This window comes from Pseudomonas sp. PDM10 (genome assembly GCF_014852295.1).
GTDB lineage: Bacteria > Pseudomonadota > Gammaproteobacteria > Pseudomonadales > Pseudomonadaceae > Aquipseudomonas.
Map to the genome: position 1 here is coordinate 1,136,508 of NZ_JACVBJ010000001.1, position 13,506 is coordinate 1,150,013.

13 protein-coding genes are annotated in these 13,506 nt (G+C 60.9%); all 13 read left to right on the top strand.

Going from position 1 to position 13,506, the window contains the following annotated elements:
* The 13 genes from IB252_RS05315 (at position 1) to IB252_RS05375 (ending at position 13,069) form a co-directional block, all read left to right on the top strand.
* Positions 1-609 carry a phage tail protein I gene (locus IB252_RS05315; RefSeq protein WP_192407245.1) on the top strand — a complete coding sequence of 203 codons (609 nt, stop codon included), beginning with the start codon at positions 1-3 and terminating at the stop codon, positions 607-609.
* On the top strand, positions 602-2,974 hold the full coding sequence (locus tag IB252_RS05320; protein WP_192407246.1) for a phage tail protein: 2,373 nt from the start codon (positions 602-604) through the stop codon (positions 2,972-2,974). The genes IB252_RS05315 and IB252_RS05320 overlap by 8 nt, the downstream gene beginning before the upstream one ends.
* Positions 2,971-3,402: a phage tail protein gene (locus IB252_RS05325; RefSeq protein ID WP_192407248.1), complete on the top strand. Its 432-nt coding sequence runs from the start codon at positions 2,971-2,973 to the stop codon at positions 3,400-3,402. The genes IB252_RS05320 and IB252_RS05325 overlap by 4 nt, the downstream gene beginning before the upstream one ends.
* A 104-nt stretch (positions 3,403-3,506) precedes the next feature.
* On the top strand, positions 3,507-4,673 hold the full coding sequence (locus IB252_RS05330) for a phage tail sheath family protein (protein ID WP_192407250.1): 1,167 nt from the start codon (positions 3,507-3,509) through the stop codon (positions 4,671-4,673).
* Positions 4,674-4,685: 12 nt separating this feature from the next.
* Positions 4,686-5,189, top strand: coding sequence for a phage major tail tube protein (locus tag IB252_RS05335; protein ID WP_192407252.1), 504 nt, complete (start codon positions 4,686-4,688; stop codon positions 5,187-5,189).
* Positions 5,190-5,203: 14 nt separating this feature from the next.
* Positions 5,204-5,800 (top strand): phage tail assembly protein, encoded by a 597-nt coding sequence (locus IB252_RS30525; RefSeq protein ID WP_192407253.1) that lies wholly within the window; start codon positions 5,204-5,206, stop codon positions 5,798-5,800.
* A gap of 150 nt (positions 5,801-5,950) precedes the next feature.
* Complete coding sequence (locus tag IB252_RS05345; RefSeq protein WP_192407255.1) at positions 5,951-8,827, top strand: phage tail tape measure protein; 2,877 nt, start codon at positions 5,951-5,953, stop codon at positions 8,825-8,827.
* Positions 8,828-8,836: 9 nt separating this feature from the next.
* A complete protein-coding gene (locus tag IB252_RS05350) occupies positions 8,837-9,682 on the top strand; it encodes a phage tail protein (protein WP_192407256.1) in 846 nt (281 codons plus the stop codon).
* Complete coding sequence (locus IB252_RS05355; RefSeq protein ID WP_192407258.1) at positions 9,657-9,863, top strand: tail protein X; 207 nt, start codon at positions 9,657-9,659, stop codon at positions 9,861-9,863. The genes IB252_RS05350 and IB252_RS05355 overlap by 26 nt, the downstream gene beginning before the upstream one ends.
* 78 nt (positions 9,864-9,941) lie before the next feature.
* Entirely contained in the window at positions 9,942-10,988 is a 1,047-nt protein-coding gene (locus IB252_RS05360; protein WP_192407260.1) for a phage late control D family protein, read from the top strand.
* 48 nt (positions 10,989-11,036) lie between these two features.
* Positions 11,037-11,600: a glycoside hydrolase family 19 protein gene (locus tag IB252_RS05365; RefSeq protein ID WP_192407261.1), complete on the top strand. Its 564-nt coding sequence runs from the start codon at positions 11,037-11,039 to the stop codon at positions 11,598-11,600.
* Positions 11,582-12,124, top strand: coding sequence for a lysis system i-spanin subunit Rz (locus tag IB252_RS05370; protein WP_192407263.1), 543 nt, complete (start codon positions 11,582-11,584; stop codon positions 12,122-12,124). Before IB252_RS05365 ends, IB252_RS05370 begins: the two co-directional genes overlap by 19 nt.
* A 150-nt stretch (positions 12,125-12,274) precedes the next feature.
* Entirely contained in the window at positions 12,275-13,069 is a 795-nt protein-coding gene (locus IB252_RS05375; RefSeq protein ID WP_192407265.1) for a DNA adenine methylase, read from the top strand.
* The last annotated feature ends 437 nt before the right edge of the window (positions 13,070-13,506 follow it).

Below are 13,506 nucleotides of genomic sequence, written 5' to 3' on the forward strand. Positions count from 1 at the left end.
ATGAAAAGCCTACTGCCGATCAACAGCACGCAACTGGAACGGGCCATGGAGGCGACGTTTTTCGAGAAAACGATTGTCCCTCTGCGCGACCTCTACAACGCCGATACCTGTCCTGTGCATCTGCTGCCGCATCTGGCGTGGGCGTGGTCGGTGGATCGCTGGGACTACCGATGGACCGAGGCGACCAAGCGCGCCGCGATTAAGGCCTCTTACTACATCCATGCCCACAAAGGGACCATCGGCGCGCTGCGCCGGGTGGTCGAGCCCCTGGGCTACCTGATCGAAATTATCGAGTGGTTCAACACGGTGCCGGAAGGCTTGCCGGGCACCTTCGCGCTGAAGGTCGGTGTGCTGGACACCGGTATCACCGAGGAAATGTATCAGGAGCTAGAGCGCCTGATCGACGACGCCAAGCCGGTCACCCGGCACCTGACGGGGCTGGCGATCAGCCTCGAAAGCCAAGGCTTTTTGAACATCAGTGTTGCCCTGTACGAAGGCGACGAAATCGACGTTTATCCGCCAGTCATGCGTGACATCGAGGTCACCGGGACCATCGGCGTGGTGGGTCGCGAACACTCCATAGACACCCTGGATGTTTATTATGATTGATGCGAATTCGCAGTTTTTCGCGATCCTCACGAACGTGGGGATGGCCAAGCAGGCGAACGCCGACGCGCTCGGCCTTCCCTGGAAGTTCACCGAAATGGGCGTGGGTGATGCCAACAACACCGACCCGATTCCCAGTGCGACACAAACCCACCTGATCAACGAATGGCGCCGCCGTCCGCTGAATCAGGTGCGGGTCGATCCGGTGAACCCGGCGGTGATTATCGTCGAGCAGATTATTCCGGCCGACGAGGGTGGGCGCTGGATTCGCGAAATCGGTCTGTATGACGCGGACGGCGATCTGGTGGCGGTGGCCAACTGCGCCCCGAGCTTCAAGCCGGTGCTGTCGCAGGGCTCCGGCCGCACGCAAGTAGTGCGGATGAATTTCATCGTGTCCAGCACCGGCAACATCACGCTCAAGATTGACCCGTCGGTGGTGCTGGCGACCCGCGAGTATGTCGATAACAAAATTCTGGAAGAGCTGTACAAGCTCGACAACAAGCAGTCGGTGCGGGTGGCCACTACGGCCAACATCGCGTTGGCGGGCCTGCTAACGATCGACGGCGTAACGTTGCTGGCCGGCGATCGGGTGTTGGTGAAAAATCAAATTGCCAGCAAGGACAATGGTCTGTACATCGCGACGGCGGTTTCTTGGCTCCGGGCGTTGGATGCCGACAGTAATGCCGAGGTGACGTCTGCCCTGCTGGTGTCCGTTGAGCAGGGCGCTACGCAGGCCGACACCCGCTGGCAACTGGTCACGGATGGGGTGATTGTCCTGGGCACCACGGCGCTGACCTTTCAGAACATCACTCAGGGCTTTGCGCCGATCAACTCCCCGGCTTTGCTGGGCGCTCCAACGGCACTAACCCCGCCCCAGTTCGACATCTCGCTCAGGCTGGTGAACACCGTCTTCGCCAAGCGGATGGGCGTTGAGTATTCGGGCTTCGCGCCACTTACGGCCAGCACCGCGTTGGGCGCTTCAAGTATTGGCGGGATTGTGGCCGCCGCATCCGCTACACCGATCAACATCACGTTGCCGCCTACCGCCGGGGTTCCTGAGGGGGCGTCGGTCGAGGTGGTGAACGCTGGGGCCGGTGCGGTAACTGTTCTTGCGGCCGGGCTGGACGTGTTGGCGTCTCAGGTCGCCGGAGTGATACCCGTCGTCTTGGGTATGGGGGATAACGCCGAGTTCGTGAAAGTCTCGGGCACCTGGCGCTTGCGTGGCGGGTCCATGGCCCTCAAGTATGCGGCGATCATGGCCGGTGCAAACTGGTTAACGCAGCCGCAGTTCGCCAACGACGATTCGCTCGCTACGACGAAGTTTTTGCAGCGCGCGCTTGGGAGCTACTCCGCGTACAGGCCTATCGCTGTCAGTACCGCGCTAACTGCCCTGCATGTGGGGAGCATCATTCTCCCGACCGCCGGCGGGCTGACGTTCACGCTACCGCCCGCAGCAGGTGTTGCGGCGGGTTCAACGATAACGCTGTATGGCAACTCCGTAGGGGCCACCATTGTGCCGGCCTCGGGTTCAATTACCTCAAACGGTGGTGGTGTAGCCTCAATTACTCTTGGTGTGGCCGACACGATCCAACTTACTTTAACCGCCTCATCGGGGTGGTATATAACTGGAGGGTCCGCGCAACTAATTGGCTCCTCGGTGATGGCGGGTCCAAACTTTGTAACCCCGCCACAGTTCGATAACACCCTGAAGTTGCCTACTACCGAGTTTGTGCAGCGGGCACTAGGTAGCTTTTCGGGTGGCCGTGATGAGGTATCAGTCAGCGTTGTGCTGCCAGTTACCGATGTCGGAAAGTTCGTAGCCTTGACGTTCGCCGGAATTCAAACGGTCGCCTTGCCGTTACTGTCAGACGTTCCCATTGGCGCAACGATCACCCTGCATAACCCGACCACTTTCGACAAAGCCATTACCGTCAGCGGTGCCGACAAGCTCAGTCCGGACGGGACGCAATACACCTCCGTCACCATTAAGCAGGGCGACACAATCTACGCCACCAAGGAAGCTGGGGTGTGGCGGCTGCATGGCGTTGGCTCCATGAAATATTCCGCGCAGTTTGCTTCCTCGTTAGCCGGACCTACATGCACCCAAAGGCTGCCGAGCGGTGACGTTGAGCAATGGGGGCTCTACGTTGGCGCGCCATCTGGCGCGAACGTGGTGATTACGCTGCCGGTGACTTTGTTGGCGCAGGCAACCAATGTCGAGCTGACATTTGTTGACACTGGTAACGATATCGCCGTGGGTCAGGCGCCCGTATTGCAGGTACGCGGCAACACACTGGGAACCCTTACTGTGCGTAATTTGCATAGCATCTCGGCGTCATTTTTCTGGAAGGTGAGGGGTAGGGTATGACTGTTTATTTCTGTCCGAATACGGCTTTTTTCTACGACGATCAGGTGTGCAATTTCATTCCTGATGACGTCGTTGAGTACAGCGCTGAAGAGCGGGATACCTTGTTGGCGCTTGTGTCTCATGGGCGGCGCATCGTTGCGGGACCCGATGGTTATCCGGTGCTGATTGATCCGCCGCCGCTGACGCCGGAGGAGGCTTCCGCGATCGAGCGCATCTGGCGTGACGACAAGCTGGCCGCAACGGATGGTGTCGTAACCCGGCACCGTGACGAGGTGGAGGAAGGCATTGCGCCCACGCTCACAGTCGAGCAATACACCGAATTGCAGGTGTATCGCCGCGACCTTCGTAACTGGCCAGAAGCTGGCGAGTTCCCCTTGAACGAGCACCGGCCCCCAGCGCCGGCTTGGCTCTCAACGCTGCCCCAATAAACGCCCCGCACTGACGGGGCGTTTTCTTTTCCGTTACGCGTCACACGAACATCCCTCACAGCCTCGCTTATGCGGGGCTTTTTCGTTTCTGGAGATTGAGCTTTATGAGTTTCTTTCACGGCGTTACGACCACCGATATCAAGACCGGCGCGCGCACCATTTCCTTGCCGTCGTCGTCGATCATCGGCCTGTGCGACACCTTCACCCCGGGCGTCCTCGGCGGCGGTACGGCACTGGCTGGCGAGCTGAAGTTGATCACCACCGAGCGCGAAGCCATTGCCGCCTTCGGCGCCGATTCGGCGATCACCAAGGCCTGTCAGGCGATCTACACCAAGGCCAAGGCGGTGATCGTCGCCATCGGTGTGCCGAAGCTTGAAGACGCGGCGCTGCAAACCTCGGCGATCATTGGCGGGGTGCTGGCTTCGGGTAAGCGCACCGGCCTACAGGCCTTGCTCGATGGCAAAAGCCTGTTTAACGCTCAGCCGCGGCTGTTGATCGCGCCGGGGCACACGGCCACGCAGGCGGTGGCCACGGCGCTCGATGGCTTGGCGCAGAAGCTGCGGGCCATCGGCATTATCGACGGGCCTGGCACCACGGATGAAGCCGCCATGGCCTACGCCGATAACTTCGGCAGTCGCAACCTGTTCATGGTTGACCCGGGCGTCCAGTACTGGGACACCGGCATCAGTGAGACGGTCGATGCCCCGGGCTCGGCCTGGGCGGCGGGCTTGTTTGCCTGGACCGATGCGGAGTACGGCTTCTGGGCGTCGCCATCGAACAAGGAGTTTGTCGGCATCACCGGAACGACCCGGGCCGTCGAGTACCTGGACGGCGACGAGACGTGCCGGGCCAACCTGCTGAATAACGCCAATATCGCGACGATCATCCGCGACGACGGCTATCGCCTGTGGGGCAACCGCACGCTGTCGAGCGATCCGAAATGGTCGTTCGTCACCCGCGTTCGCACGCTGTTCATCCTCATGGATGCGGTGCAGGCCGGCCACAAGTGGGCCGTTGACCGCTCGATCACCAAGACCTACGTCAAGGATGTGACCGACGGCCTGGAAGCGTTCATGCGCGACCTGAAAGCGCAGGGCGCAATCATCAACTTCGAGGTGTACCCGGACACCGAGTTGAACACCGCCAGCCAAATCGCCCAGGGCAAAGTCTATTGGCGCATTCGCTTCACCGACGTGCCGCCGGCTGAAAACCCGAATTTCCTTTTCGAAGTCACCGATCAGTGGATGACCGAAGTTCTTGAAGCAGCCTAAGGGGCCTAGTCAATGATTCCTCAAACTTTGTTTAACACGAACCTGTTTGTTGACGGCGTGAACTTCTCCGGCGACGTGCCGAGCCTGACGCTGCCCAAGCTGACCAGCAAGACCGACGAGTATCGCGGTGGCGGCATGGCCGGTGCCATCGAAATGGATCAGGGGCTGGAAAAAATGGAGGCGTCCTTTGTCACCAAGGGCGTGCGCCGTGAGTCGTTGAAGTACTTCGGTCTGGCCGATGGCACGGCCTTCAATGCCACTTTCCGTGGCGCCTTCAGGGGGCAAAAGGGGGCAGTGACGGCCGTTGTCGCCACCCTGCGCGGCCGGCTCAAAGAGGTCGACCTGGGCGACTGGAAAGCCGGTGATCCGGCCGAGATCAAACACGCCATTGCAGTCACGTACTACAAGCTCGAAATCGACGGGCGCCTGATGTACGAAATCGACATGGTCGCCGGTATTCAGGTGATCGACGGCAAAGACCAGCTGGCCGAAGTGCGCATCGCGCTCGGCATGTAAGGGAATAGATCCAGATGAAAGCAACTGATAAAGAACTGCCGGTCTGGCTGGCGGTCACCGCTGAGAGCGCCGTCGTGACGCTCTCGCGTCCCAGCGATGCCAACGGGATCAAGGTCGAGACGTTGACCTTGCGGGCCCCTGCCGTGCGCGAAGTGCGGGCGGCCGACCGTGCCTCAAACGGTGATGACGAGCAGCGCGAGCTGATGTTGTTCGCGGGCTTGGCAGAGGTGGGCCTGAAGGACCTGGAAGGCCTCAAGCTGGTGGACTATCGCCGTGTCCAGGCGGCCTATTCGCGCTTGGCGCCCGATACCGATTACTCGACCTCGATGCCGTCGTGGTTGTCGATCACCACCGACAACGTGCTGGTCACGCTGTCGTGCCCGAGCGAAATCAACGGCGTCACCGTCGATAAGTTGGCCATGCGTTCCCCGACCGTGCGCGACGTTCGTTCGGCGAATCGTGAGGCGGGTGGCGATGACGAGCAGCGCGAGCTGGTGTTGTTTGCCGAGTTGGCCGGTGCGCCTGTCGCGGATCTGGAGGGCCTGAAGCTGGTGGATTTCAACCGTCTGCAGGCCGGCTATTTTCGTATGGACCAAGACAACGGGGTTTGACCCCGGCGTCATAAAAATGGCCGCGAAACGTCTGGCGGCGGAAACCGGATTTTCCGCCGCAGAGATTCTGTCGATGCCGTTTGCTGAGATGGTGTGGTGGCTCACGGATTGAGCCGCTGCCAGTAATGCTGTGCAACGGGGAGCCATGACATGGCGAACAAGATCGCCCTCGGGCTGGTCATCGGCGGCGCCGTCAGTTCTACGGTCGGTGCTGCGTTCAAAGACGTGACGGGGCGCATCAAACGCCTCGAGGCAGAAGGCAACAAGGCGCGTGTGCTGCAGCGCACGATTGGCGACACCATTCGCCTGCGCGATGAATGGAAAAAGGCCCACGACAGCGGCACCGCCGGAGCCTCCAAGTTGTTGAGTCGGCTGAACGCCAATCTGGACAGTTTGAAAAAGCAGGGCGTCGAAGTCGGGCGTCTGGAGAAGTCCTATCGGGCCATGGGGCAGGCGGCCAATAAAGCCGAGCTGAAGGCAAAGGGGCATCAACAGCTGGACGCCGGAAAGTCCGGCATGAAAAAAGCGGTCGGCGCCGCTGTCGTCGGTGTGGGCTCTATGGCGGTGCCGACCAAGGTTAGCGCGGACTTTGGCGCCATTGTTCGAGACATCGCAATCAAGGCAGGGATTGCCAACAAGCCACAAGAAAAGGATATGTCACAAAAGATCATCGCCACCTCGCGTGACACCGGCATGGCGCGCAACGACGTGGCCGACGTGGTTAACCAGCTGGTTGGCGCCGGTATGGAGTTGAGCAAGGCGCTGGAATATGCGCCGGTCGCGGCCAAGTTTGTTGTGGGGCAGGGGTCCAGCGGTGTCGACACGGCGAAGATGATCAACGCCCTGGGGCAAAACGCCAAGATCACCGATCCCAAGCAGATGCAGCAAGCGCTGGAAGCGATTGCCTATCAAGGACAGGCGGGCAGCTTTGAAGCGGCCGACATGGCTAAGTGGTTCCCTGAGCTGTTGGCCAACATGGGCAGCCTGGGCATCACCGGCATGGATGCGGTGACGCAGTTGGGCGCCATGCTGCAAGTGCAGATGAAATCGGCCGGCGGCGCCGATGAGGCGGCGAACAACCTCAAAAACTGGATGGGCAAAATCGGCTCCGGCGACACCGTCAAGGCGTATGAAAAGGCCGGTATCGACTACAAGGGCTCGATGCAAACCGGTTTGCAAAACGGCATGTCGACGCTCGAAACCAGCATGGCGTTGGCGCAGAAGTACATCCAAGCCACCGATCCGAAGCGCGCGGCGGCGATGGCTGAAGCGACGTCAAAGATCAGCAAGGAAGCCGATCCGGAGAAGGCCAAGGCCATGATGGCCTCGCTGGAAGAATCCCTGAAAACCGGCGACCTGTTCGCTGACATGCAGGTCAAGGCCGCGCTGTCGGCGTTCATGCAGAACAAGGCGCTGTACAGTCAGCTTAAAAATGATTCGCGTGATGCAACGGGCATCCTCGACAAAAACCTCAGCGAGCGGCGTGAGGCGTCGTCGCAGAAGTGGGCCGAGATGGCGCAGTCGATGGATGACGCCATGCGCAGCGTGGGGGACGCCCTGCGCCCGGTCACGGACACCGTGGCCGAAGCGCTGACCAAGGTCACCAAAAGCATTACCTCGATGTCTGACAGCGCGCCCGGGGTGGTGACGGGGATCGCGTTGGTCGGTGGTGGATTGGTCACGCTCACGGGCCTGTTCAGTTCCTTCAAGATGGGTAAAGGGCTGTTCAACCTGGCGCGCGGATCGCTGGGTGGCGGCAAGGCCGGCGCGGTGCAAAAGGTCTTTGTCACCAACGCCGAGGATGGGGGCGGTGACGGCAAGGATGCCGGGCCCAAGGGCAAGGCCGGCAAGGCGTTATCGCTGGTGGAAACCGGACTCAAGGCGGTGGCGGCTTTCACGGGCAAGGGGGCCGAGGGCGCCGACGATGAAGCGGGCGGCAAGGATGACAAAAAGCCCGGTAAATTCGATCTGATCGCGACCGGCCTCAAAGTGGTTTCGATGGCGAAGGAAGTCGCCTCAGGCGGCGACGAGGGCGGCGAGTCGGGATCGGATGACGACGGCGTCAAGAAGGTTTTCGTGGTCAACGCGGGAGCCCTGGGCGGCGGCGCAGAAGGCCCTGGGGAAACGCGTCGGCGTGGACGCGGGTCAAGGCGCAATGCTTCGCGCCGTCGGCCGTTGCCTCGGCCGGGTGGTGCTTCGCGCTTGCCTATTCCTGGGCCACGGCCGCCGGTCCCTGTGCCGCGTCCGCCGATTCCGCCGATGCCGGTACCGGCCGGTTCGATGTCCCGGCTGGGCGGGGTGGTGCAGGCAGTCGGCAAGATCGGCAAAGCCGCCAGGATGATTCCCGGTGGCTCGCTGATGGAAGCCGGCGCCATGGCCTTTGACACCTATGAGAATGCCAAGACCCGGGGCGAACAGGCCGAGGGTTACGGCGCGGCCGCCGGTTCGCTGGCGGGCACCATGGCCGGCGCTGCTGCGGGGGCGGCCATTGGTTCGGTGGTGCCGATTATCGGCACCGCCATTGGTGGCTTGATTGGTGCCTACCTCGGCAGTCAGGGCGGCCAGATGTTGGGCGGCGCCGTGGGTAAGTCGGTGTTTGGGGGCGACGAGGAAAAGCCCGCTCCACCGGCCACGCCGTTGTTGATGGCGCCACGCCCTGGTCCGGCTATTCCCAGCTTGGCCAGCATGGGCCAATCGTTCAAAGGCGCGAAGGGCTCCGGTGCGTTGCTGATGGCCTCGGGTGCAACCCCACAAGGGCCGGCGCTGGGCGACGTCGCTCGCGCCATGGCCGTACAGGCGCCGACCAAGCCGGCGGCCGTGGCCATTCAGCCGAAGGAGCCGGAGAAGCCGGCACCGACCAAAGTGGATCAGCAGTTTCAGTACTCGCTGAACATGCCGGTCACGGTGCAGGGGGATGTCAAAGACCCGCAACGCATGGCTCAGGAGCTGATGCCGCACATGCAGCGGATGATGGCGGACGCGGCGAAACAGAACGCGACCAAGCTGTACGACGAACCCCACCTGTAAGGAGGCCGCATGGCGTATATGGAACAGTTGCAAGCAGGGCTCAAGTACTTGGTCGAAGCCGGGGAGGCCGGGCGTCGCAGTGCGGACGGCATGCTGGGCCCAGTCAACGGCGCGATCAGTGAAATCACTGGCGCGGCGTCCGAGCTGGAAAACATCCCGTTCGTGGGGCCGGCGATCGGCGCCAAGCTTCAGCGGGTGATGCGCGGCGTCGACGCGGCACAGGCCAAGGTAGGGCAGGTGGTGGCGGTGTACGGCCGGGCGACGCGGGCGGCCGCCGAAGTCCAGGAACGGATGGGGACGCTGAAGGAACAGGCGGGCAAGGCGGCGACGGCGATCAACAACATCGCCGGCAAGGTCAGCCCGTCGTTGGCCAACATTGTGCCCACCAGTTCCTTTGCCGTGGATGCTACGCCGGCGCCGGAAGCGGTGAAGCCGTTCCCGCACCTGCTGATCATTCAGCCCCGCGACCCGAAGATTCAACCGTACTTCTTCAATCTGGACACAGCGGCCTTCGACGAGCTGAGTCGTTCGAGCGAATTCCGCTGGGCCTCCCAGGAGCGCCTGTCGCGCCGCCCGGCGCAGCAGGCGATTGGGATGGGTGAGGAAAAGCTCACGCTCAAAGGCACGATCTACCCGGGCTTCAAGGGGGGCCTCAAACAGCTCGACACGTTGCGCACCATTGGGGCCCGGCTTCAGCCGCTGACCCTGACCACGGGTTATGGCGAGGTGATTGGGACGTGGTGCCTGAAGACCATCAACGATGAACAAGGCGCGTTTTTGCACGGCGGGATTCCGCGTAAACAAGGGTTCACTCTGGAGTTTGTGCGCTATGGCGACGACATGCAGAACGTCTGATGGGGACATGCTCGATGTCATTTGCCATAACGTTTATGGCCATCTGAACGGCAGCACCGAAGCGGTGCTGGATGCCAATCAGGGGTTGGCGGATGAACCCCAGCCCTACCGCACCGGCGTGCTGATCTATCTGCCGGATCTGCCCAGCCCGACCGGGGAGGGGGTCAGCTTGTGGGATTGATGGGCTACACTTTTCTCGTTCACTTCAAACTCCTGACTTTCTTGCCCGCCTTGTGCGGGTTTTTTTTGGACAAAATTCATGACCCCCATGTTTCGAATCGTGGCCGATGGCGCCGATGTGACGGCCAAGATCAACGATCGGCTGTTGTTGCTGCGCACCTCTGACAAGCCCGGGATGGAGTCCGACGAGTTTGAGTTGCGCATTGATGACCGAGACGGCCAGGTGGTGCTGCCTCGGCGTGGCAGTTCGATCGAGATCTACCTGGGCTATGCCGAAACCTCCTTGGCGAGAATGGGGCGTTACGCGGTGGACACGGTCGAGGTGTCGGGGCCGCCGGACACGATCGTGATCAAGGGAAAGGCCAGCGACATGCGCGGCAGTGGCAAGACCATCCGCAGCGGTAGCTGGGAAGACGTGCCGCTCTCGAAAATCGTGGCCGATATCGCCGCGCGCAATGGCTGGCAGCCGGTGTGCCCGGTCTCGACGAAAGTCGCCCGGGTCGATCAGCTCAACGAGTCGGATTTTAATTTCATCACGCGTCTGGCCAAACAGTACGACTGCACGGCCAAGGTGGCGGACGGGAAGCTGTTGGTGATGCCGCGTCAAGCGGGCCAGACCGCCAGCGGCAAGGCGTTCGGCGCGATCACCCTGACGCGGAGCGACGTCAGTCGCTGGCAGTTCAGCCTGGGCGATCGCAACTCGCACAAGGCCGTGGCGACCAAGCACCAAGACAAGAAGACCGGCAAGTTGTCGGTGGTCACCGTGGATAACGAGGACGCTCCGGACGGCCTGCCGGCGGTGCATTCTGATCGGCATATCTACCCGAACAAGACCGCCGCCGAGTCGGCCGCCAAGGCGCGTTTGGCGGCGTTCAATCGCTCGACCGCTGATGTGCGTTTCGAGATGCCCGGCCGGACCGACATCTTTGCCGAACGATTGATCAACGCCCAGGGTTTCAAGGTCGGCCTTGATGGCGAGTACTTGGCGGATTCGGTCGAGCAGGTGTTTACCCAATCCGGCTGGTCGACCACTGTCGAGTGCAATGCCGGCAACCAGGGCAAATCCAAGGGTAGGAAAAAGAAGGTTAAGCCGCCGCTCAAGGTGGTGAATGTCAACGCGCCATAGCGCACCCCATCGCCGCCTGAGTGCGGTTTTTTTATACCTGGAGTTTGTATGTCCATCACAGAACCGCAATTGCTGAGAATCCTCCCCAACGCCCGCCGCCAAGCGGGCGTTTTTGTACCCGCCCTCAACGCGGCCATGGCGCATCGGCAAATCAATACGTCGAAACGTCAGGCGGCGTTCCTGGCCCAAGTCGGTCATGAGTCGGGCCAACTGCAGTACGTCCGCGAGCTGGGCGGCGATCAGTACCTGAGCAAATACGACACCGGCCATCTGGCCGCGAAACTGGGCAATACCCCGGAGCTCGATGGCGATGGCCAGCGCTTTCGCGGTCGCGGCCTGATCCAGGTGACCGGCCATAGCAATTATCTGCGCTGCAGTCTGGCGCTGTTCGGTGACGAACGTTTGCTGCGCACCCCTGAGCTGCTCGAGTTGCCGCAATGGGCGGCCGAGTCGGCCGCGTGGTTCTGGTGGGTACGCGAGCTGAACGCGCTGGCAGATCGAGATGAGTTCGAAGCGATCACTCGCAAAATCAACGGTGGACTCAACGGCCTGCAAGATCGGCTGCAGCTGTGGAAACGGGCGAGGGCAGTGCTATGCGTGTCGTCGACCTGATCCCCGAGCCGTACCGGCTGTTAGCCGTTGGCGTGCTGCTGACCGCTTTGGTCGGCGGATCGGCCTCGTCGGCCTGGAAGGTTCAAGACTGGCGCTACGGCCAACAACTCGCCGAACAGGACGGCCTGCACAAGGCCGATCTGATCGCCATCAGCAACGCTGCAGCTGACCAAGTGCGCACGGCACAGGACAACCGCCTGGCCCTTGAACAGCGGCTGTCGACCAGTGAACAAACCCATTACAAGGAACTCAGTGATGCTCAAACCAACCAGGCTCGCCTGCGTGATCGCCTTGCCACTGCTGATCTGCGCCTGTCAGTCCTACTCGACACCACCGATGCAGGCAGTGGCTACACAGTGTTGGCCGCCACCCCAACCGGCGGCGTGGTTCATGGCCCCACAAGAGCCCAACTTGACCCAGCGCATGCTCAACGAATTATCGGCATCACCGATGCCGGCGACCAAGGATTGATTGCCTTGGCGGCCTGTCAGGCCTACGCCAAAGGAGTCTCAACAGAGAAGTGAAAAAGAGCGACCGGGGTGGATGCGTCAACATCGAATCCGGTCGCTGTCCCCGCAGATTGCCCCTGCAAGTCCAGCCAAGGCTCTTACTCCGTGCACGAAGCGCGGCGAGCCTAGAACCTGTTTATCCATACAGTAAAGGTCTTGCTCTCAATGTCCACACCCATCATCCCTTGGATGGGCGGCAAACGCCGCCTGGCCGACCGCCTCATTCCGCTTTTTCCGCCTCACGAATGCTACGTCGAAGTCTTTGCCGGCGGTGCCGCGCTGTACTTCATGCGACCCCAGGCAGCACCGGTTGAAGTCCTCAATGACATCAACGGCGACCTGGTCACGCTGTACCGCGTTGTACAGAACCACCTGGAAGAGTTCGTGCGCCAATTCAAATGGGCGCTCAGCTCGCGCCAGGTGTTCGAGTGGCAGAAGATGACCCGCCCCGAAACCCTCACCGACATCCAGCGCGCGGCCCGATTCTTCTACCTGCAGCACCATGCCTTCGCCGGTAAGGTCACCGGGCAGACGTTCGGCACCGCGACCACCGGCCCGGCCATCAACCTGCTGCGGATTGAGGAAAACCTCTCGGCCGCCTGGCAGCGCCTGTCCGGCACCTACGTCGAAAATCTCCCCTGGCTTGAATGCGCCGAACGCTACGACCGTGCTCACACCTTCCATTACATGGACCCGCCTTACTGGCAGACCGCCGGTTATGGGGTCGACTTTCCGTTCGAGAACTACGAGCGGATGGCCGACTTCATGCGCCGTTGCAAAGGCAAGGTAATGGTCAGCATCAACGATCATCCGGACATCCGCAGGGTCTTTAAAGGCTTTCATTTCGAGACGCTCGACATCCGCTATTGCAACACCAATCAGCGGCAGGGCAAGGTCGCGATCAGTGGCGAACTGGTGATCATGAACTGGGAGCCGGCTGCCTTGGGCGGATTGTTCTGATCACCATGGAGCGAATCCCGGGCAACCGACACCCCAGAGCTGCAACAGCTCGGTAAGTTTTATCAAAAACTCAACGGTCGCCATAAGAAGAGTCAGCACATTCATTTTTTATTCTCGCAAAGAAATATGCCGCGCTTAATGGCGCGGTAGCTGAGAGGGAGGAAGTGAATCTGTTTTTTTAAACTAGTTGTTTAAAGCAGCGTTCGTCAATGGTTTGTCGCAATTAATTGAACTTTAGGCGGCGAGCACGTCGGGTACATTGCCCTAGGGCTGTATGTGTATATGCTTCGCTGTAACGACTTTGTCCTAGGTCTATGGGTGTTTATGGTGTGCGGGGATTAGGGCTTTAGGTGTATATGGGTTGTTGGTTTTTCCTGCGGCTGTTTATTACACGATAAGTGGAAATTACGTACTTACTTAAGTAAGTAACTGCCCAG